At 39.7% G+C, this 20,403-nt stretch carries 20 protein-coding genes and 1 pseudogene; 8 read left to right on the plus strand and 13 right to left on the minus strand.

Translation table 11 applies throughout. The annotated features are described in order from the left end of the window. Nucleotides 1–15 precede the first annotated feature (15 nt). Entirely contained in the window at nt 16–843 is an 828-nt protein-coding gene (locus KTR07_RS00180) for a GIY-YIG nuclease family protein (protein WP_008779797.1), read from the minus strand. Nucleotides 844–1,036: 193 nt separating this feature from the next. Here KTR07_RS00180 and KTR07_RS00185 point away from each other — a divergent pair, with 193 nt between their 5' ends. The 7 genes from KTR07_RS00185 to KTR07_RS00215 are packed head-to-tail and all read left to right on the plus strand — an operon-like array spanning nt 1,037 to nt 8,609. After that, nucleotides 1,037–1,240, plus strand: coding sequence for a helix-turn-helix domain-containing protein (locus tag KTR07_RS00185; protein ID WP_005859081.1), 204 nt, complete (start codon nt 1,037–1,039; stop codon nt 1,238–1,240). A 6-nt stretch (nt 1,241–1,246) separates the two neighbouring features. Beyond that, the gene (locus tag KTR07_RS00190) at nt 1,247–4,411 is read left to right on the plus strand and encodes a type I restriction endonuclease (RefSeq protein WP_005859079.1); all 3,165 of its coding nucleotides are present in this window, start codon (nt 1,247–1,249) and stop codon (nt 4,409–4,411) included. 2 nt (nt 4,412–4,413) lie between these two features. Then, nucleotides 4,414–6,090: a class I SAM-dependent DNA methyltransferase gene (locus tag KTR07_RS00195; protein ID WP_005859077.1), complete on the plus strand. Its 1,677-nt coding sequence runs from the start codon at nt 4,414–4,416 to the stop codon at nt 6,088–6,090. Further along, complete coding sequence (locus tag KTR07_RS00200; protein ID WP_005859076.1) at nt 6,083–7,084, plus strand: virulence RhuM family protein; 1,002 nt, start codon at nt 6,083–6,085, stop codon at nt 7,082–7,084. Before KTR07_RS00195 ends, KTR07_RS00200 begins: the two co-directional genes overlap by 8 nt. A 12-nt stretch (nt 7,085–7,096) precedes the next feature. After that, a complete protein-coding gene (locus KTR07_RS00205) occupies nt 7,097–7,522 on the plus strand; it encodes a hypothetical protein (protein WP_005859074.1) in 426 nt (141 codons plus the stop codon). Nucleotides 7,523–7,558: 36 nt separating this feature from the next. Beyond that, complete coding sequence (locus KTR07_RS00210; RefSeq protein WP_005859071.1) at nt 7,559–7,990, plus strand: hypothetical protein; 432 nt, start codon at nt 7,559–7,561, stop codon at nt 7,988–7,990. A 10-nt stretch (nt 7,991–8,000) separates the two neighbouring features. Then, nucleotides 8,001–8,609: a restriction endonuclease subunit S gene (locus KTR07_RS00215; RefSeq protein ID WP_005859058.1), complete on the plus strand. Its 609-nt coding sequence runs from the start codon at nt 8,001–8,003 to the stop codon at nt 8,607–8,609. Here KTR07_RS00215 and KTR07_RS00220 read toward each other — a convergent pair. The 3 genes and pseudogenes from KTR07_RS00220 to KTR07_RS00230 form a co-directional block, all read right to left on the minus strand. Further along, entirely contained in the window at nt 8,530–9,762 is a 1,233-nt protein-coding gene (locus KTR07_RS00220) for a restriction endonuclease subunit S (RefSeq protein ID WP_005859056.1), read from the minus strand. The two genes, KTR07_RS00215 and KTR07_RS00220, sit on opposite strands and share 80 nt — an antisense overlap. A 51-nt stretch (nt 9,763–9,813) precedes the next feature. Next, nucleotides 9,814–10,806: a site-specific tyrosine recombinase/integron integrase gene (xerA, locus tag KTR07_RS00225; RefSeq protein WP_005859054.1), complete on the minus strand. Its 993-nt coding sequence runs from the start codon at nt 10,804–10,806 to the stop codon at nt 9,814–9,816. 32 nt (nt 10,807–10,838) lie between these two features. After that, nucleotides 10,839–11,244 (minus strand): annotated as a pseudogene (locus KTR07_RS00230) (IS1380 family transposase); the annotation flags it as partial. A 267-nt stretch (nt 11,245–11,511) separates the two neighbouring features. Between KTR07_RS00230 and KTR07_RS00235 the strand changes: the two are divergent. Beyond that, nucleotides 11,512–12,879: a hypothetical protein gene (locus KTR07_RS00235; RefSeq protein ID WP_005640468.1), complete on the plus strand. Its 1,368-nt coding sequence runs from the start codon at nt 11,512–11,514 to the stop codon at nt 12,877–12,879. Between the two features lie 190 nt (nt 12,880–13,069). Here the strand turns inward: KTR07_RS00235 and KTR07_RS00240 are convergent, their stop codons facing one another. The 9 genes from KTR07_RS00240 to KTR07_RS00275 all read right to left on the minus strand — a co-directional run bounded on the left by KTR07_RS00240 (nt 13,070) and on the right by KTR07_RS00275 (nt 19,945). Further along, nucleotides 13,070–13,927 (minus strand): transposase, encoded by an 858-nt coding sequence (locus KTR07_RS00240; protein ID WP_227154503.1) that lies wholly within the window; start codon nt 13,925–13,927, stop codon nt 13,070–13,072. Next, nucleotides 13,881–14,285, minus strand: a complete 405-nt coding sequence (locus tag KTR07_RS28300; protein ID WP_005859047.1) for a hypothetical protein — start codon at nt 14,283–14,285, stop codon at nt 13,881–13,883. The genes KTR07_RS00240 and KTR07_RS28300 overlap by 47 nt, the downstream gene beginning before the upstream one ends. 116 nt (nt 14,286–14,401) lie before the next feature. Next, nucleotides 14,402–15,148, minus strand: coding sequence for a restriction endonuclease subunit S (locus KTR07_RS00245; protein WP_005859045.1), 747 nt, complete (start codon nt 15,146–15,148; stop codon nt 14,402–14,404). A 74-nt stretch (nt 15,149–15,222) separates the two neighbouring features. Beyond that, the gene (locus tag KTR07_RS00250; RefSeq protein ID WP_005859043.1) at nt 15,223–15,621 is read right to left on the minus strand and encodes a hypothetical protein; all 399 of its coding nucleotides are present in this window, start codon (nt 15,619–15,621) and stop codon (nt 15,223–15,225) included. A gap of 34 nt (nt 15,622–15,655) precedes the next feature. Then, nucleotides 15,656–16,597, minus strand: coding sequence for a relaxase/mobilization nuclease domain-containing protein (locus KTR07_RS00255; protein ID WP_005859041.1), 942 nt, complete (start codon nt 16,595–16,597; stop codon nt 15,656–15,658). Continuing rightward, nucleotides 16,587–16,895, minus strand: coding sequence for a MobC family plasmid mobilization relaxosome protein (locus tag KTR07_RS00260; protein WP_004316509.1), 309 nt, complete (start codon nt 16,893–16,895; stop codon nt 16,587–16,589). Before KTR07_RS00260 ends, KTR07_RS00255 begins: the two co-directional genes overlap by 11 nt. Nucleotides 16,896–17,033: 138 nt before the next feature. Beyond that, on the minus strand, nt 17,034–18,113 hold the full coding sequence (locus KTR07_RS00265) for a DUF6371 domain-containing protein (protein ID WP_005859039.1): 1,080 nt from the start codon (nt 18,111–18,113) through the stop codon (nt 17,034–17,036). A gap of 78 nt (nt 18,114–18,191) precedes the next feature. Continuing rightward, on the minus strand, nt 18,192–19,568 hold the full coding sequence (locus KTR07_RS00270) for a DUF3987 domain-containing protein (protein ID WP_005859037.1): 1,377 nt from the start codon (nt 19,566–19,568) through the stop codon (nt 18,192–18,194). A gap of 11 nt (nt 19,569–19,579) precedes the next feature. Further along, nucleotides 19,580–19,945, minus strand: coding sequence for a helix-turn-helix domain-containing protein (locus KTR07_RS00275; RefSeq protein ID WP_005859036.1), 366 nt, complete (start codon nt 19,943–19,945; stop codon nt 19,580–19,582). Between the last annotated feature and the right edge of the window lie 458 nt (nt 19,946–20,403).

Genomic DNA, 20,403 nt, shown 5'->3' on the forward strand with positions numbered 1-20,403 from the left:
CCAATTGATATGTTATTAATCCAGCTGTTTTCTATAAACTGAATCCAATGTGTTTCCATCTTTGTCTTTCCATATCAACCAGCCATTATTACTGCTACCAATACAGAAATCTGCGGCAGTACTGGGACTTGAAAAAGTTTTATCTGATGTCAATACCAATATTCCGTTCTCAGTAGAAGTGTAATCTTGAAGCATTTTTTCTCGTTTTTCTTTCCAGTTGAAAGACGGAACCATTGTTTTGGCAACAGTACTTCCTTTTAGGACTGTAAAGCCATCGGAACTATAGAAGCCCTTTGCATTGCATCCTCTACCTTTGGTGTAGAATAGATGTTCTTCTTTGGGTTGTGATACATCAAAAATATTGCAACCGATAAATGATGCCAGAAACTTCACATCTTCGAAAAATTCATCCATTGAGTCCTGTTGATGCTCTGGTAGATTCGGTGCTTTAGGGATTTGTTTATTATCGCTTAAAACAAAAGCGTTTGCTTTCTTGGCTTCGGCTATCGCTTTATGTTCTAGGTATTGCACATCAACTTTAGTCATATCGGCATCTTTCGATACGAATATGAGTGCTTTTTGCCAAAACGCTTTTTTGCTGTCGTGGTCTTTTACACGTTCTTTGAAATTTTCCGTTTCACCTATATATGCCTGCGGTTTTGTTGATTCATCTTCCCCCAGTAATATATAGAATGCAGGTTTTTGTAATTTCTCTTGTGTATTCAAATAGGAGAGATTAGAACGTGGTACGACAAACATTTGGCAAATTTTGTTGCTAATGAATGCATATTGAGTTCCTTTAGGATCTCCGTCGATTAAATATGTTGTTACAGTCTTTCCCATTGTTATTCAACTTCAGTGATTTTGAGGATAGTTGTACTTACTGTTATATTCGTAATCGAAGATTTTGCATAAATATGTCTAATTTCAACTGTTTTGAGGTATAACTTATTTAAGTATAGCCTTTTCTTAATGCAAATATACACCATTATCGAATATAATTCGCTATATTTGCACTATAAAATCGCATTAAACAATGAAGCTAAATAAAATAAAGACTGTTTTGTCGGATAAAGGCATCTCCCAGACATGGTTAGCCAAGCAACTTGATAAAAGTTTTAGCATGGTCAATGCTTATGCGTGCAATAGAATTCAGCCGAATTTGGAAACACTTCAGCGGATTGCTGAGATTTTACAGGTGGATTTAAAGGATTTGATAACAGATAAAGAGGAAAGGTAAAATGCAATGAAAAACTTTACGGAGAATACAAGAGTACAAGTCCCGGCTGCATTGCATCTTTGCAAGCTCGGTTATACATATTTGGATGATTTAACATCATACAATCCCCAAACGAATATTTTGACGGATATTTTTATCCGTTCAGTAAAACGTCTGAATCCTGCTTTGACGGACTTGGAATGCAGCCAGTTACTAGATAAAATTGTCGGAATCTTGAATAATGATGATTTGGGCAAGGAATTCTATACTATGCTTTCTTCCAACAGTGGTGTGAAGTTGATAGATTTCGCTGATGCGAATAATAATGAATGGCACGTTACGACAGAGTTTACATGCGAAAATGTCGAATCCGGTGATAGCTTCCGTCCGGATATTACGTGCTTTATAAACGGCTTGCCTTTAGCTTTTATCGAAGTCAAGAAGCCTAATAATCACGATGGAATTTTAGCAGAGCGGGATAGGATTAATAAACGGATGCGGAGCAAGAGTTTTCGTCGCTTTATCAATCTTACCCAATTGATGATTTTTTCCAATAATCAGGAATACGATAATGAAAACAGAGTTCCGATACAAGGTGCATTTTATTGTTGTGCAGCAAAAGAGAGAGCTTTCTTTAATGTGTTTAGAGAGGCTGATGCTACTTTCGTGTCGAAATATCCATATTTAGCGTTGACGGAAGATTCAGAAAAACAGGTTCTCAAACATAGGAACTGTATCGTTATTAAAAACTTGCCCGATTATGAAACCAATAAGAAGGTAGATACTCCAACGAATCGTGTTTTGACATCAATGCTTTGCCGGGAGAGGTTTTTGTTTCTGTTAAGATATGGCTTTGCGTATGTTAATCGAACTATAGAGCTGGAAGATGGCAGTAAAATCACAACTCTTGAAAAACATGTGATGCGCTATCAGCAATTGTTTGCATCATTGGCTATTCGCAAAAAACTATCTAAAGGTGTCAAGAGTGGAATAATATGGCATACACAAGGCAGTGGCAAGACAGCATTGGCGTATTATTCAGTTCGTAGTTTGACCGATTATTATGCAAAACGCGAGACGGCTGTTAAATTCTACTTTATAGTGGACCGTATTGCGCTGATGGAGCAGGCGAGTGATGAGTTTGTTGCACGTGGCTTAGTCGTAAGGAATGTCAATAGTCGGGATGATTTAATGAAAGATATCCGCGATACCACCCCTGTAGTGAACAGTGAGGGTAAAGCGGAAATAATGGTTGTAAACATACAGAAATTTAAGGAGGATTCCACTAAAATACAGATAGAGTCAGGCTATAATACTAATCTTCAGCGTGTATTCTTTATAGACGAAGCACACAGAGGATATAGTCCACAGGGTAGTTTTCTTGCAAATCTTCTGGAAGCTGATAAGGATGCTGTAAAAATCGCATTGACAGGAACTCCTTTGTTGCGAGAAGAAAAAGAATCTTGGCGTGTCTTTGGTGATTACATTGACACCTACTATTATGATAAGTCGATAGCGGATGGTTATACGCTAAAACTGATGCGTGAACCGATAGAAACCATTTATAAAGAGCGTATTGAGAGCATTCTTGATAAATTGGCTGGAAACGTAGAGGTCAAGAAAAGTGATATAGACAAAAATAAAATAATTGAGCATGAAAGTTACCTGAATGCTTTGCTTGATTATATCATTTCTGATTTGCGAAGATTCAGAAAAGAACAAGCTGATGATTCTATCGGGGCAATGATCGTGTGCAAAACAAATCCACAGGCTCGTGAAATGTTTCGTTTATGGCAGCAGCGTTTTAGATTTGCGCAGCGCATTGAAGATAAATGGGAAGAACAGTTGGGAATGGTAGCAGAGCCAATGGTTGCGTATGGTCATGCCAAACCATTACGTGCCTCTCTGATATTGCATGATGAAGGAGACAAATTAGAAAGAAAGGCATATATTGAAGAATATAAGAAGCAGCAGACAGTAGATGTACTGATTGTCAATCAAATGTTGCTTACCGGATTTGATGCTCCCAGGTTGAAGAAACTATATTTGGGACGTAGTCTTGACGGTCATGATTTGTTACAGGCTCTTACGCGTGTAAATCGTCCGTATAAAGATTTTAAATATGGCTATGTGGTTGACTTTGTAGATATAAAGGAAAACTTTGATTCTACAAATGACCGCTATCTGAGAGAATTAAACCGTACAGCGGATATTAAGGAGATCCAACAGGACGAGCCTGTTGGTAATGCTATTATCGAAGATAAGGAAGAGATAATAGCGAAAATGAAAGAAATCAAGAGTATTCTCTTTAATTTCACTTGCGATAATCCGGAAGAGTTCAGACAGGAAATTGATGAAATTGAGGATAAAGACAGGCTCTATGAACTACGGTCAGTATTGAATGATGCTAAAGCTATTTTGAATCAAGTCAGAGCCTTTGGTGATGATGAATTGAAAGAAAAAATAGAGTCTTTGGCTTTTGGTGGTATTCCTACTTTGGTTACAGAGGTTACGCATCGCATAGAGAGGATGAATCTGTTTGAAAGTACAGAGCATAAAGCAGATGTTGCCGGAATAATCAATGTCGCTCTGTCAGAATTGGAATTTGAGTTCAAAAAGGGAATATCTGAGGAACTGAGAATTGTTGTCAATGATATTCGTGAGCGTTGCGAAAAGGTACAAACTGAATTTGATGCCAATTTTGATAGGAATGAAGAAAAATATGTCATCCTTGCAGATGAGTTCCGAGCATATTTCCGTAAAAAAGGTTTTGTTCCGCAAAATACTCAAGATGCAAAAGACAGCATTGATTACATGGATAATGTAATGAAAAAGATTCGGGAAATAAACAGACGGAATAATATCTTGAAGAAAAAATATAAGGGTGATGAGCGTTTTGTTCGTATTCACAAGCGGATTGAGGAGGAAAATCAAAAACGTGAACAGCCTATTATATCTGCACACGAATATGAAATAGCCGAGAATCTGTCACAGATGAAGTCTCAAATAGACAATATGTTATTCTTGAATATCAATGTTTTGGATAATGAAGATGCCTTTAAGCGTGATGTATTGGCTATTATTGGTCGTAAATTAATAGACCTTGGAATTAAGGCAAATTTGACAGACCGTAAATATATCAACAATCTTATCACAACAGAATATTTCCAACAACGTAATTTTGCATATTGATTATGAGCGATATAAATATAACAGAATCAACGATTGCCCTGATTGATTCTTTGAAAAGTACAACAGGTGCATTTGGTTTGGCAGGAACAGGAAGCGAATATAAAATTGTCACAGAAATGTTTCTGTACAAGTTCTTTAATGATAAGTTCGGCTATGAAGCCAAGCGAGATAAAATGTACGGAGAACGGCTAAGCAAAGCAGAAAAGTGGGATGCCGAATATGATACATTTACAGAGGAAGAGGTAGAAGACCTTTTCAGTTATTTGCCTGCTTCTGTGCCGAGACTTAAACCTGAACATACACTCTCTCATCTATATAATTTCACAGGAAAGGGAGATTTCTCTACATTGTTGGATGCTACATTAATAGATATAGCCAATATCAATGCAGATACCTTTTCTGTAACAACTTCCGGAAAAAGTAAGGTAAATATCTTCAGTGCCATAACAACATTTGTAACTGACCAACAAAAGCGTGATGAATTTGCAAAATCGCTGATGCGTAATGTTGCTTCATTCAATTTTGAACATGTATTTATTGAGAAGTATGACTTCTTTTCAAGAATATTCGAGCATTTGCTGAAGGGATTTAATAATGCCGGAGGTGGTAAATATGCCGAATATTATACTCCACGTGCCATAGCCCAAGTTATGGCGAGATTATTGGTCGGGGACAATGCAGATTTACGAGGCGTGACTTGTTACGACCCATCGGCTGGAACAGGTACATTGCTTATGGCTCTTGCTCATCAGATAGGAGAAGATAGATGCTCGATTTATAGTCAGGATATATCAGAAAAGTCGAGTGAAATGTTGCGTCTAAACCTTATTCTGAATAGTTTGTCTGCTTCTCTGCCAAATGTTGTACAGGGCAATACATTGACAGAACCATCACATACAGAATTAAGTGGCGCATTGAAGAAATTTGATTTTATCGTTTCAAATCCTCCATTTAAACTTGATTTTCCAGAGTATCGTGATACATTAGCTGCTGATACGATTCGGTTTTGGGCTGGAGTTCCGAATAAGGTTAAAAAAATCAATCCCGAAAAGCCTCAGATGGGAATATATTTGTGTTTCTTACAGCATGTAATAAACTCTTTAAAGGATACAGGGAAGTCAGCTGTCGTAGTCCCAACTGGTTTTATTACATCAAAAAAACGTAACAATGTTGTTGCCTATAATATTCTTCAAAAAATTGTAGATGAACATATAGTATGTGGATGTATATCAATGCCTACTAATGTATTTGCTACTACCGGAACGAATGTGTCCGTTATATTCTTTGATAAGTCGGCAACAGCAGATAAAGTAATTTTGATTGATGCAAGCAAATTAGGTGAAGAATATAAAGAAGGCAATAACCAGAAACGACGTTTGCTTGATAATGAGATAGATTTAATAGTCAATACGTTCCGCAACAAAGAAGTTGTAGAGGATTTTTCCGTAGCTGTTTCTTACGATGAGATAAAGGAAAAGGGCTATTCTCTTTCTGCTGGACAATATTTCGACATCAAGATAGATTATGTAGATATAACGGAAGAAGAGTTTAACAACCGTATGGCAAATTATAAACAAATACTCTCCGAGCAATTTAAAGAAAGCCATCGGTTGGAAGAGGAAATTATGAAGCAGTTGGATGCTTTGCAGTTCAACGAAAATGTAGGAAACAATGAGTAACGAAATACAGTTTTTGTTATACAATCTTCCCGATAAAGAGGGAAGAGTACAGGTGGTTATAAAAGACGAAACCATTTGGTGTACGCAAAAGGCTATGGCAGAGCTTTTCGGTATTGATAAATCAGGTATTAGCCGCCACATAGCCAATATATTTAGAGAGGAAGAATTACAGCAAGACACGACGGTTGCAAAAATTGCAACCGTCGTAAATCGAGGCATAAGAGGCGAGGTTGAAGAGTTGGTTGATTTCTATAATCTTGATATGATTATTGCTGTTGGCTATCGTGTATCTTCTCCAAAAGCTACCAAGTTCCGTCAGTGGGCTACCAAGATTCTGAATGAGTATATCAAGAAAGGCTTTGTGCTTGACGATGAACGCTTAAAACAGGGAACGGCAGTATTCGGAAAAGACTATTTCCGTGAATTGTTGGAAAGGGTACGTTCCATCCGTGCCAGTGAACGGCGTATTTGGCAACAGATTACCGATATATATGCAGAGTGCAGTATTGACTATGACAAGAACTCGCCTACCACACACGATTTCTATGCCATGATACAGAACCGTTTTCACTATGCCATTACCGGGCAAACAGCAGCAGAAATCATCTACACTAAGGCTGACCATACCCAAGAACACATGGGGCTGACTACATGGAAGAATGCTCCCGATGGGCGTATCTTGAAATCGGATGTGTCAATAGCCAAGAACTATTTGCAGGAAAATGAAATCCGTCGGTTGGAACGTGTAGTAACAGGATATTTCGACTATATAGAAGACCTTATAGAGCGTGAAAACACGTTCAATATGGAGCAATTTGCAGCCAGTGTCAATGAGTTTCTGACTTTCCGCAAATATCAGATATTGCCCGACAAAGGGCGAATCTCTGCGGCACAAGCCAAGACAAAGGCAGAAAGCGAATACGATATTTTTAATAAAACCCAACGGATTGATTCTGACTTCGATAAAGAAGTTAGGGGAATGTTGGGTGAATAATATAGATATAGTATGACAGAAGACGAAAAACTTATCCAAGAAGTACAGGATCAATGCGAGTATTTTGCAAAAGGCATCATAAACAGTCTTTGTAAGCGAGCCATTCGTAAAATAAACTCCTGGAACATTCACATAGGTACAGATGATTATCCTTCTTCGTTTAACTTTTTTAATATTCTCTCAATAGAGTACCAAAGCAAGTGTTACGATGAAATATCACCCTGCTTAGAGGACGCCATAGAGGGGGTATTGGACAATGAGTACGAGAAACTATTGCCGCAAGAGCGGTTCTTTGTGGATTATAGCCAATGCTATTATGATAACGAATTTGACTCTGAGTCTATTAAAAGAAAGATATATGACCGCTTCTACGAAATTCTCAACGAGCATTGGGAGTCAAAGAAAATAGCTAATTTTGAAGAAAAAAGAAACTGGTAATAAAACTACAAAAGTAAATATATACGATTAGATATAATGACTGAAATTAAAGAATTTCTTAAAAGTGAAACCAAAATATCAAAAGATTGCCGAGTGAAATATTGGCTATTCTGTAAAATCTTGGATTATTTACTTGCCAATCAATTTTATATTGGTAAGGACTATGTATCATATAAGGACATCCATACGTATCTTGACAAACAATGCACATTTGACTATATTGACTCTATTCATGCACAAACTGAACTTTGGGTCCATGAAATGTTATGGTTGGGTCTCATCAATTTTGATGAAAACTCACAGCAAATGTCTCTCACACCAGAAGGCTATAAAGCTTGTCAAGAGCAAAGATACCATAGTATTCTTGCATCATTGTATGAAGCAAAATACTCTCGTTTAATTGCAAAGTGGGCATTGATAGTTGCGCTCATATCTGTCATCCTTTCAATAAGTATTAACGCTATCTGATTTCTTAATAATGAAACTAATAGAAACCATAGAGACTTTTATATCAGGTGATTGGGGCAATGAATCACATACGGAAGACACTCCTTGCGAAGTCTTCTGTGTACGTGGTGCAGATATTGAGCCCATCAAAAACCAAGATTATAATCATATACCCAAAAGGTATATTTCAAAACGTAGTTATGAAAATAAGCTGCTACAAGTAGGTGATATAATTGTAGAAAAATCAGGAGGCAGCCCCACACAATCGACAGGAAGAGTTTGCCTTATAACGCCTAACCTTATAGAAAAGTTGCAATCGGTTGATTGTTCAAACTTTTGCGCAGCATTCCGTGTGAAAAAAGAGTGGGATGCGGAATACATTTATCTCTACATTCAGCACTTTTATAACATGGGAGCTTTCTTCAATTTTGAGGGCAAAACTTCAGGAATTAAGAACCTACAACTAGAGCAGGCATACCAAGCCATTGAAATAAAGCCAATTTCTATTGCTGAGCAAAAGAAACTGGCCAAAACTATTCGTACTATCGATGGGAAAACGGCTATAAACCGTTCGATAAATCAGAATTTACCGATACTTGACCATTCATCAAAAGCGGCAATAGTTCGTCACGCTGCATAGCCAATGAATCTATTTGTTGATAGTTATTTACAATCATTTGGTAGATACTTCCAATCTTCTCATCAAATAGTTTCAGAATATTTCTTGTTGGTATAGGCAATAAGATATTCTTGATTGTATTTTGAGAAATATTATCCCTTGCGGAACCCGTACTGAGTGTAATAAAATGGCTATATAACGATGATATATGGAAGTACACATAGTATAACATATTTTCTATTGTAGGGATAATGCCACAAACGGCTTGATTAGAACAAGCTTCGAATGTTAGCAAGCTAACTTTACCTGCTGTTGCGCCATACATTGCGACCAATATACTGTTGCTTGGATATAACTTTGCACTTGAATTTTCTAATCCACATTTTGTAATATAATTGGTAGTCTTAGTGATTATAGGACTATTCAGTTCCCCACTGTTTATCCAAGCTATTTCTCCGTTGTTGTAGTATTCTATATTTGTTGATTTGGGTGTACCTCCTGAATATGTGGTAGCAAAATCTTTTATTAAAGATATATTCCATCCTTTTGGAATCTCTCGCTTCAACTTTTTATTCCAAACCATTTCCCCACCACTTGATTTATAAGGCTTCCCTTCTTCATTCGGAAAATCAAATTGCACAAACCAATAGTCGTAAAGTTGTTTCGCCATTGCCGTTAAATTCTGATTTATCTGCTCATTGAGTCTGATTTTTTGGTCAAGATTCAAGAAAAATGTGCCAATGCTTTCCTCCGAACAAGAAAGTGTTGGCATTTCATATCTTAGAATTTGCTCTTTATCTCCACGAGGCATTTTACTTCCTTTGGCTCCTTGCATTACATAGTCAAAAAAAGAATCTTGAAGTAGTACGGCATAAAGAAAACTTGGCGAATGTCCCTCTTTAGCTCTAAAAACCAACACGTCAGAAGAGGCTCCACCGTCTATATCTGCAAACCAAACCTTTTTGAGATATGGTCTGATATTTGCTATTAATACATCGCCATGTTGATAGCGAGTGAGACAACAAGACTGTGGCGGAAGATTGGTTGCAATTTCCCGTCCTTTTTTGTTTTGTAATATGCAGTCTGTAGTAACATATTCGCGTAAGGCAATATCGTTGCTACTGATTTTGTCGGTTACATAATCTGCGATTGATGATAACTTAGTCATATACATCCTGTTTTGGATGCAAAGTTACATAATTTTAGGCAGATTCTTGTGGTTCAGTTATCCCAAATATTTCTTATGCGCCAACTTTACATTGTTTTGATTCACAATGGCATAGTGCAGTGTTGTGTCAATGCGTACATGACCAAGTAGTCGCTGCACCTGTTCGATGGGCATACCTTTGTCGATAGCCATTGTTGCAAGGGTACGACGGAACTTGTGAGGATGAACTTTTGGCATAGAAAGTGCTTGCCCCATTTTTCTGATTCTAACTTCCACACCGCTAATAGTCAGTCGTGAGTGTGGCGAATTGAGGGAAACGAATAAGGCTGGATTGCTGTCTGTTCGCTCATTAAGATATTGTTGCAAATGTAGTTTGGTACGGGCGTTGAAGTAAACAACACGTTCTTTGTTACCTTTTCCGAACACCACGCACTGCCGTTCGTGGAAATCAATATCTTCACGGCTCAGTTTGACCAACTCACCCACACGAATACCCGTGGATGAAAGAAAGTCTATAATAGCAAGATCTCGTTTGGTCGTGCAACTATCTCGAAGTTGCTCCAATTGTTCGTCAGAAAGCACCTCTTTTACAAGTGAATCTGTCTTAACCTTGTGAATGCGTCTTACCGGGCTTTTGGCGATATAATCTTCATCTTCCAACCATGCAAAGAAGCTGGAAAAGATTCGTCGCATATTGTCAATGGTCACTTTGCTCGATTGGTGTTCTTCTTGATAATCGGATAGATAAGTACGAATATCTGTTGTCGTAATGTGACAAATTGCCAATGAAAGCGTGACTAACAACCGTTCAATGGTATTACGGTAGTAAGTTAATGTCTTTTCTGAACATCCCTCTATCTTTTTGGCTGATATAAAAGAGTTAAGAAGATGTTCATTCTCCTGCGTTTGCTGTGTGGCACAATCGCTCTTTTCAATGATTTCTACATTATGCAGTTCTGATGTAAGCACAGCTTTAAGCCGTGCCATTTGTCGGCAATCTAAGTCACGCTGCATTTCCGCAACTATCGCCTGAATGATGTTTTCTTTCATAATTCTAATAATTTTGTTCTTATATATAATATTAATTCTCCGGTAGCAATGAGAGACTTGACCAACAATTCGTTCATTGTGTCAGCTGTATTGAAGTCATATGATTTACCTGAGTCTGGAGATGAATACGTTATGTTGTCTGTAGTCAGTTCTTTTATGGCGCGAAGAATCGTGTCTGCGCTGCAGGTTTTAAGTTTGGGATGCAGGGAAAGATGGGGCATGAGATGAGTGGATATGTCTTCAATGCACGAGCCGCCACAGAAGAATACGCACATGAGAGAACGGATGATTTCACTGTATTGGTAACCATAGGTTCTGCTACGCAGTCCTATATGTGGAGTCGATTACGTCCGATAAAAGAGCATCAAATTGCTCCATGATTGAAAATATTCCGCCAAAAGGTGTGATTGAATCGAATTTTATTTGTACTTTAGCCATGTCTGCTGAAGATTGGTTTGATTTTTATTGCAACACGAAGTTAAGTGAATCTTCTGACATGACAAAGCACTGGGTAATACATTACTACTCAGTGCTTTAAATTATTCTTGTACAAAAGTGTTGCGGAAATTAGGTATATCAACAATTGAGGAAGCGTTATGCTTGTTTTGTTGTGACTCCACTCAAAATGCGGTGTTCCGGTTTCACGCTTCCATGTATTATCAGGTTCTTCCAAGAAACCTGGAAGGCGTAAAATAATCCACATTTATGAAGCAGTATTGGTCTTTTTTCAAATCAGGCAAGTTTGCTTTTCTTGCCTTGTTCTTCGTATCACTTACGGTAATATCTTGTGACAACGATGACGATAACAATGTTTCTCCCGATCCGCCTATTGAGAAAGGCGAAATTGAGCTTGCAGAAAATGCCCAAGCTCTCAACTATTTTGATTTTATCAATCCGAACGATGTGGAGATCTTAAATGCTGACACAACACAGATTCGTGTGAGCCAGGCATACCTGGATAAGATAAAGACAAAGGTAAACAAGAACGATGTGTTGTCTATATGGCGCAGCATTGACACGCCACCTTTCATTCGGAAGGTATCAAATGTATCGGCAAACGGAAAGGATGCTATTCTGACGACAACCCAAGGTACATTGGCAGACCTGATAGAGCATGGCGACTTCAAGCTGAGCACGGAATTGTATGTTAACTACGGCGAGAAAGGCTTGAAGAACCGTTATTCCAAAGACGGCGTTTATCATCCCAGCGTGGTTATCTTCAGCGGTACAGAAGACAATGGCAAAAAGTATGCAACAGCCGAAGAGCTGCTGGCCCAAGAAGCTACATGGCACATTTTCAACAAGGATGGAATAACCAATTATTCATACGAAGAAAAAGGCTTACGCATTGGACTGAAGGATGTACAGACCCACACAGCATTAGACCTTGAAATCGGCATCAACATTTCCTGGTTCAAATTACGTAACTTTGATTGCTACTTCACAGGTGAGTACAAACTGGATGGTCCTCTGTTCGTTGAATGGGATGTGAAGGATAAATCAAGCGGCGGTGAAGTCCCATTAGTCTATTATCCTCCTATTGTAGTTGTATTCCCGATAGCAGGTCCCATTCACATTTCGGTCATGGTTATACCCACTTTAACTATGGACTGTAATGCACATGCAAAAGGCACGATAGGCATAACTCTGCCCATGACTTTTGATTCTTCCTTTAAGCTGGGTCCTTCCTATGCAAGAGACAGAGGCTGGGTCTTTTATAAAGAATACAACCATTCGTTTAACTGCTATGTAGATCGAACCAACATCACTTACTCTGGTGAAGTGGCTGCAAGCCTGGGTGTATATTTCAAGACGGAAGTCAATATAGCCTATTGCGGAGGTCCTTTCGTTAAAGTAGGTCCTTCTGTTTCAACAGATCTGTCTGCAAGTGTAGTAACGGGTTCCGACTATCAGTTCAAGGTCAACACCAGCGGCAAGTTTAAGCTGGCCGGTAAGACAGGAGCCGAATTGCATATAGTGGGATATTCGTTAGGCAAGTGGGAAACGGAATATGTTTTAGCGGAGAAAGATGCCTGGAATAAAGAATTTATAGTAGATATGTGGCCTAAGTAGGGCTTTTAGCGGATAAACCTCAATCAGTCATTAGAACGAGAAAAGTAAAGCGACTGACTATTTTTATTCGTTCTAACGACCGAATTGGGTTAAAAGAGACAAAATGGGCGAGGAAGACCACTGAGCTTTCAGCCTATTTTGTGACTTTCACTTATAGTCTTAACAGTCCGTTAAAAATTCAACATATCGGCTAAGCGGCTTCTGCCACTATGCCAAATAGTTCTTGGATAAGTTTAGTATTAAAAGTTCTGTTCGGTTTCAGACCGGACTTGCTAAAAAATCTTTTGAACATATAAATATTACTCAGATAGGCCTTTAGCAATCCGATGGAAAGCGACGGATAGTATTGTTTCCGCATGACCTTTGCGATGTTTACCGAGGCCAGTGAAGCATTGAAAGCGAAGTCGAGTTTCTTCAAGTCTCTTGCTTGGCAATCATTGAGTCCGGTAAACTGCTTTGAATCCCGAAAGCAAAACTCAATCTGGAATCGTGTACGGTAGTATTCGATGATGTCTTTGGCCGGCATGTCAAGATCGGTGGAGAAATAGATTTTATGTCCTCCTGATTCCGGATAATGAACCACTACTTTGATGTTGCGTTTCATTGCTTTTGAATATGCCTTGACTGAGTAAGCCCTTCCTCCTTCAATGTCTAGAATCTCGCAATGCTGAAGGTCGAGTCTCTCAAAATCAATCTTCTCTCCTTTGATACGCGGTCGTCCCCGTTTGCCTGTGCGGACACCGTTATGTGAATACCACAAGGCGGCATCATCACGTAGGCGGCTGATGACATGAAATCCCAGCAGACAGGCTTCACCCACGAACTTAGCCTTTGAGAACCAAGCATCCGCAACGATATAACGTGTTATGCCGAGCAACTTGTCCCTGTATTTGCGGAGTACGTCAAGATACCAGTCCACAAGGTTGTAATCTTCGCCTTGCTTTTCCATATACGCCTTGTCCGGTGTCTGTTCCGCACGTAGCATCATACAGTCCCGACTATCAATGTCGATAATGCCAATGCCGAGAATCTCCAATCCTCGTTTCATTGCAGAAGCGCATCCCGACCAGAACTTGCCGATATAAGGGAGTCTTCTTTCCCGACTTTGAAATGTAGCTTGCGTCTATGGCAATGGCTTTCCTGGCGCTTTCACCAAACCGCTGCCGCATAAGGAAGAGATTGAACTGCATCCAGTCAAACCCACGTTCAAACAACTGTCGGAAGCGTTGTTCCGAGCTATCTGAGTAACGCCCCATTTGTGTGAAATTTATCTTTCTTGGTAGTACCATATACAAAATCATGAGTTGGATGAATGCTGTTTCAAAACTTTTGCGTAACTTCGCCGAACAACTTTTCAAAGCATCGGTTACGATTTCCTCATATTGGTCAAGTGCTGTCTTATTCATACCTTTAATGTGTGGTAGGATACCATTAAAGATAATGATAATCAGCCACTTGACCTATTTTATTTTGCTAAACTTTGTCAATTAACTTGTTTGTTCTCAACGGATTAGGTATAAATTTAACGAAGTATTGTAATATAAGAGACTGCTAAATCAGAATTTACCGATACTTGACCGTTCATCAAAAGTGGGAGAAGTTCGTCTCGTTGCTTAGTAAGGAATTCGTTTTCTTTTTGAATTACAAACTGTTTGTTATTAAGAGCTGACACTTGCTTTTCCCATAAATCCAAGATTGCATCACTTGGCTTTAGAATTGGAAATTTCAGCACGTCTTCACGAGACACCTCTTTGAATGTTGTTCCAGTGCCTAGTTGTTCTATCTGCTTGATGTGAATGTTTAGATAATAATACAGGTAAGTTGATATGTTTTCCGCTTTGGGAACAAAGCTCTTAAATCCTTGATTGGTACACAACTCAGTCTTAGCAATAGATAACAGACCTATTGGCGCACGGCTTGACATCAATATTGTATTTGGAGGCAATAAATGAGTACTGCAAGAATTATATCCTGCTTGCGAAATATTGCGTTCTCCTTGATATACAAACTTTTGCTTCTGGTCAGATAAATCTTTCGGAGTAATCCAAACAATATCTCCTCCATAATTTTGTTCATTAATAGTAGAAGGGGTTGCACCATTGTAAACATCAGCAATATCCTCTATATTTTTGTTTTCCCAAGATGCAGGAATCTTACGTTTCAACTTCTCATTCCAAACCATTTCACCGCCACTTGACTTATATGGTCTTCCATTCTCATCTGGAAAGTCAAATTGCACAAACCAGTAATCGTAAAGCTGCTTTGCCATTGCTTCTAAATTCTGATTTATCGGTATATAAGAAAAGGAGAGGAAAAGTCCCCTCCTCAATTTTAAACGATGTGTCAGACATTTAAGTCTTTAATCGGCAATCCATAATTGTTTTGATCAAAGATTCCTCGATAGATGAGCTTTAAACCGAGTGTTTGATAATACTTGTAGTTATCACCTTCGGTACAAAGGTATTTGTAACCGTAGCGTGGCATGTACTCCTTGAAGAAGCGAGCCAAATCTTTCAGGCTTTCTTCTTGGTTCTTCTTGAAGTTACTGCGCACAATGATGATAGACCAGTCGGGGAAATTGCCTCTTCCACAACTATACTCCCAGAAGCGGATGTAGCAGTCTAGATCACGTTCACTGATGTTCACACAAAAGCCATTGGCATTTTGCATCACGCTACAACTGTTTCTGTAGCCGAACTTCTCACACAAGTAGAGATTGAAATCTAGAATCAAATCTTCCATAAATAATTGATTTAAAGTGTTAATAAAAAGTGGATTATAAATGAAAGCCTCGCTTGCGCTTAGCCTTTTTCTTTTTCATCAGCCGATTGAACTCGGCTTCTTCTGCGGCAGTGGCATCGTAGGACGAGTTGCCGTTTAGCAAGCCGAGACTGATGCTTGAGCCATCATCGGAATGGGAAACGCTTTGTTGTACATTATCTTCCTTATGTCTGGATTCCTGTTTGGGTGATTCAAACAAGGATGCACAAGCATTCTCTTCCAGTCGGTTGTCGATATTCAAGTAGCTGAACTCTCGGCTAATCTTAGAGCCGGAGAAAGAAAAACCGTTGTACTCAAATTTTACACCCTGTATTTCCCGTGTAGTTCGGCTGACCTTGAATTTCATATCAATGTCTCGGTCGGCAAGTGCATCCTTTAAGTCAGCCCAATTTTGTACTTGGGACAGTTCCTCTTTCAACGCTTTGTATATCTCATGCTTTGCTCGGTCATAAGGGCGCAATCGTTCCTCCTTGATATGGTCTTTACCATTGGCAAAATGCAAGCGATATTTGGCGGTCAACATTTTGCAAACTTTCTCATTCCTGCGAAAGTCATTCTTGTCGCTAATCGTTTTGCCGTCATTGTCCACTCGATTAAAGACGATGTGGCAATGCGGATGTTCACGGTCGATGTGCCGGGCAATGATGTACTGCGTGTTTTCGATTCCCATCAGTTTCATGTAGTCGTGGGCAATTTGCAACATCAGTTCATCATCATATTTCAAGCGTTCGCTATCTTCCGGTGAGAAGTTGAGCGAAGTATGTCCGACAATATTCTTTACCTTATCATTGAGCAGCGATTGTAACTCAAATTGCTCCGCCATCTGTTCGGGTGTACCTTCTACTCCAACTGCTTCCAGCAATTTGGATTTCTCCTCTTTGAGAACATAGCTAACACAGCCACCGAACGATGTCCCTTTAGTCTGTTTACCTATCATCTTTCAAACGTTTTATAAGTAGGTTAATGTGCTGAGCCATTTCCTTGCATCTGTCCGCTACGGCGAAGAAACCGTAGGTGTTTGCCTGTCTTGCCAACTGGTTAAGATTGGTACTTTCGCCAATCAGTTGACGGATGATGTGAATATGCTCTTGCGTGATTCGTTCACGTACCGAACCGTTTTCGATGAGCGAACGGATCACTTCGCTTTGAGTCTGCTTGCTCCGTCTGCAAAGCGCACCAAGCCATGCGTATTGCTGATATGACAGACGGAGTGTTACTGTATATTTCTTTTCCATTTGAATCTGTTTTTAGTGAATAATGTGTGACCATCGGGAGCCGCCTCCTCAGACTTTTTGAGGAGCAAGTGGTCGGGGAATGTAATACACCGACATTAACTTGCTACAGTAAAAAAGTCTCGATTCCTCTCCCTGAGTTCAAAGTCTGAATCCTCGCTTCTTGGGTGGTAAAACCTTCGGTTGTGGAGTGCCTTGTTGTACGCTGATGAGCTTTAAATCGAATGTCTCTATCAGTGTTTTCAAGACAGGATTCTTCCTTATCATTTGTTGAAGAATGGCTTCGTCAGGCTTCACTTTGAGTAGATAATCAGCTATGTCGTAGCCCTCTTTGCGTTCGTCTTCGGTAGCGTTGGCTTCCAGATAATCGAACATTTGTACTTCAATTCCGCAGCTTTTCATCAGGCTGATTTTGCTCTGCCAATAGTCGGTTGCACCTAAATCAGGGAATAATACAACGCTTCTTCCTGCTAAAACGGATAGGCTGTTGACATTGAAGCAACCGTTCTTTCCACCTGATGCTATCCATAGGAATTGCGGCAGATAGTAAGATGCAATAATTGCCGTTTTCTCGCTTTCGACCAGCGCAACTGGACGGTTTTTGTCTTCGGAAAGCAGATGCTCACCGAAGAAGCACTGCTTCAAATTGTAATCATCTTTGTGTAATACGGAGTGCACCCACGTAACATGATTGTATGGTTCTTTTATTCGCTTACCCGTTTTGGAATTGTAAAGCATTATCTTACCAGTTCTGACTTTACTCCGATTGTCCGTTTGCCAGAATACGGTTGCACCATCCCAATACTTGGATGTACCAACCTTGTATCTCTTCATAAGATTCAATGTTTCCGTCTCTCCGAATTGGGCCGATAGAAACTGAAATAACTTGTTCGCAGAATAGCCTCGTAATGATTGGTTGACTATATCCAAATCCATGTAGGAGATGGCTATCGGTTTTACTTCTTTAATAGGTGTATAACTTCCGAAGCTATTCTCTGCAAACTTTTCTTTCTCAGATGGATTCTGCTCAAAGTAATCACGAGGCGTGAAGTGATAACCACATTTCTGCTCATGATCACAACGCCCCACGTATTCTGGGAACTTGATTTGCTTCTCTGTATCAATGTATTTGGAAAAGCATCTTTGGCGGTGACAGTTCGGACAAGTATGTCGAGTGCTGACACCTTTGTAGGGTTCTAATATGAATCTATGTGTACTCATTGTATGTTTCTTTTTTAGTGTGTCACTTTTGTCGTTATTGTCGTTTTCGTTTGGAAAGTGTCAATACCGACAAAAATGTCACGGGTTAGTCTTTGAATATTCTCCATGTTTCTCTTTGCGAAACAATGTCCCGATGTTGTCATTGAGAAAGCGTTGAAACGTGCGCTCCTTCATCCCGTTTTGCTCGGCTATCTGCATAGCTTGGGCGGTTGTAAAGGATGGAGGAAGCAGATTGACTATTGTCTGTTGTTGGCTGTTGAGCGTATTTTCATTGAGGACATTTTGAACGTTCAATGCAGACTCTTTGAAATACTCCGTCAGTTTGATTGCTCGTTCCACTGTCAACAGGTCGATACAGGTCTTATCACATTCTCCGCAAGTCCATCGTGCTAATTGGATAATCAGACAGAAACGGATGATGTATATTTCCAGCTTGCAATAGATACTTACGATGGTGTCGTTTGTTTCCCGGTCGCACAGCTCAGAAAAATGGTGCTGCCACTCGTAAAGCCGTTTCTTGGCATCCTCTGAGAAAAAAAGGATTTGTGGTTCAATCTCTCCATGTTCATTGAGGTGGCACTCTGATTGTATCAGCTTGTCAATGATGGCATTCCACTCTTGCTCTATATCTTCCGGCAGTTCTTTGTCATTCCACCGTGCTTTCTGTTGCAGATTCGGCATTACAAACAGGATGCGGTCGATAAACCCGTTGCTGGAACGTTCACCTTTAGCCAACTCATTCAAGATTTTATTTTGGATAGTCCCAATAACCGATATGTACGGACGCTTGATGAAGATGGAACTCTTGGCGTTCTTGCGGTCGGACATGGTGGTCTTTGCACTGAATACTGAGAGCCAAAACTGTTCCTCCGAACCGTTGTTATAGCGGTTGAAATTCTTGAACCAAGCGGATAATTCATCAGCCCACAAGCATAACCCACGTTTGTTTTGAGCATGAATGAGGCTCAATCCTTCGGGCGTTACATCCGAAACCAAGAAGCGTTTGCGGATAGGCTCTTGTGGAAATTGCTCACTACCGCTTTCCGCACGTTCCTTGCGGCTCATGCTCATCAGCTCATCGTACTTTGCAAGTGCCTTTTCAAATTCCTGATTCTGTCGGTAGTCATAATCAAGAAACGGCTTCATCGCAAAGCTGAGCGGATGGCTTTTGTTTGCTCCCGGTCGTCCAATTAATGCTATATATAGGATAGGGCTTTCCACCCAGCCTTGCTTGATTTGGACAAGATGCGTGTTGCCAATGCCGACTGCTAGTGCCGTAAGGATAGCTGCGGCAATGTAGTCGGTTGGGTAGTTATGGCATTCGTGTACCTCGCTGATGATACGTTGGATTCTTGTAGGGAATATGCTAACAGGGAAATCAGTACCCGTTAGTCGCATACTTAAATCAACCGCTTCGTCAATGATGGATGCCGGATTAATAGAATATGTATCCATAGCCACACCTATTAAAGTTTCACGGATGATTTGGGCTTATGACGGATGCCGCCTTGCATATTGGCAAGCATCTCTTCGTATGTTTGCTCGGAAGTTTTTCTTCGACCATTCTCAATCCATGCTAGAAGTTCGTCTTCGTAGAAATAGAGTTTTTTTCCTTTCTTATAGGCAGGAAGCAGCCCTTTGCGTACCAATGTATAAATGGTAGGCTTGGCTTTTCTGATAATACGGCAAGCATCCTCAATTTCAACCAACACGTGTTTGTCTGATGCGGGCGGTTGAAGTTCCGATACCATTCTTTTCAACTCGATGACTTGTTCGGTCAGATAACCTACCGCTTCGGGCAGCTTATCAAATGTTACTGTTTCTTTTTGCATACGCCAATCGTTTTTAATTGTTCGATGGCAAAGGAAACAGGTGTTTCAATGGTGGAATTATTCACCAAAATATAACTGATGAATAACTTTTTGATGTAGTTGGTAGAATAATTGCGAAGATTTCGCTATGTTTACAATGTATTAGTTCTTTGATAGACTGAGGAAGGCTTTGGAGACTAGATTATGCTAAAACCTAAAGCGAGCAATCGCACCAAGTCATTGGTAAAATGGGGCGGATATAGTTTTGAAGTATGGCAGAATGGAGACAAGAACATCTCATATAGTTCGTTCATTATTTCCGATTGTCGATACATGGAAGATTCGTATCTACTTCATTAATTTGTGTCCATTTTTTAGGCACGTGAAAATAGAGAGTACAATGGAAGACAATGTCTAAGCATATTTTAGTTAGGTCATATTGATTTTAGGCACGTGGCAATATTGCCCGAACTAAAATT

Source organism: Bacteroides sp. MSK.20.82, from assembly GCF_019052485.1.
In the GTDB taxonomy this organism is placed as follows: Bacteria; Bacteroidota; Bacteroidia; order Bacteroidales; family Bacteroidaceae; genus Bacteroides; species Bacteroides thetaiotaomicron.

Coding starts and splice junctions, on each gene's coding strand:
- KTR07_RS00275 (WP_005859036.1), bottom strand. CDS start 19,945: ATGCAAAAAGAAACAGTAACATTTGATAAGCTGCCCGAAGCGGTAGGT.
- KTR07_RS00180 (WP_008779797.1), bottom strand. CDS start 843: ATGGGAAAGACTGTAACAACATATTTAATCGACGGAGATCCTAAAGGA.
- xerA (WP_005859054.1), bottom strand. CDS start 10,806: ATGAAAGAAAACATCATTCAGGCGATAGTTGCGGAAATGCAGCGTGAC.
- KTR07_RS00215 (WP_005859058.1), top strand. CDS start 8,001: ATGAAACTAATAGAAACCATAGAGACTTTTATATCAGGTGATTGGGGC.
- KTR07_RS00270 (WP_005859037.1), bottom strand. CDS start 19,568: ATGGATACATATTCTATTAATCCGGCATCCATCATTGACGAAGCGGTT.
- KTR07_RS00260 (WP_004316509.1), bottom strand. CDS start 16,895: ATGGAAAAGAAATATACAGTAACACTCCGTCTGTCATATCAGCAATAC.
- KTR07_RS00235 (WP_005640468.1), top strand. CDS start 11,512: ATGAAGCAGTATTGGTCTTTTTTCAAATCAGGCAAGTTTGCTTTTCTT.
- KTR07_RS00220 (WP_005859056.1), bottom strand. CDS start 9,762: ATGTATATGACTAAGTTATCATCAATCGCAGATTATGTAACCGACAAA.
- KTR07_RS00255 (WP_005859041.1), bottom strand. CDS start 16,597: ATGATAGGTAAACAGACTAAAGGGACATCGTTCGGTGGCTGTGTTAGC.
- KTR07_RS00210 (WP_005859071.1), top strand. CDS start 7,559: ATGACTGAAATTAAAGAATTTCTTAAAAGTGAAACCAAAATATCAAAA.
- KTR07_RS00190 (WP_005859079.1), top strand. CDS start 1,247: ATGAAAAACTTTACGGAGAATACAAGAGTACAAGTCCCGGCTGCATTG.
- KTR07_RS00205 (WP_005859074.1), top strand. CDS start 7,097: ATGACAGAAGACGAAAAACTTATCCAAGAAGTACAGGATCAATGCGAG.
- KTR07_RS00245 (WP_005859045.1), bottom strand. CDS start 15,148: ATGGCAAAGCAGCTTTACGATTACTGGTTTGTGCAATTTGACTTTCCA.
- KTR07_RS00240 (WP_227154503.1), bottom strand. CDS start 13,927: ATGAAACGAGGATTGGAGATTCTCGGCATTGGCATTATCGACATTGAT.
- KTR07_RS00195 (WP_005859077.1), top strand. CDS start 4,414: ATGAGCGATATAAATATAACAGAATCAACGATTGCCCTGATTGATTCT.
- KTR07_RS28300 (WP_005859047.1), bottom strand. CDS start 14,285: ATGAATAAGACAGCACTTGACCAATATGAGGAAATCGTAACCGATGCT.
- KTR07_RS00250 (WP_005859043.1), bottom strand. CDS start 15,621: ATGGAAGATTTGATTCTAGATTTCAATCTCTACTTGTGTGAGAAGTTC.
- KTR07_RS00265 (WP_005859039.1), bottom strand. CDS start 18,113: ATGAGTACACATAGATTCATATTAGAACCCTACAAAGGTGTCAGCACT.
- KTR07_RS00200 (WP_005859076.1), top strand. CDS start 6,083: ATGAGTAACGAAATACAGTTTTTGTTATACAATCTTCCCGATAAAGAG.
- KTR07_RS00185 (WP_005859081.1), top strand. CDS start 1,037: ATGAAGCTAAATAAAATAAAGACTGTTTTGTCGGATAAAGGCATCTCC.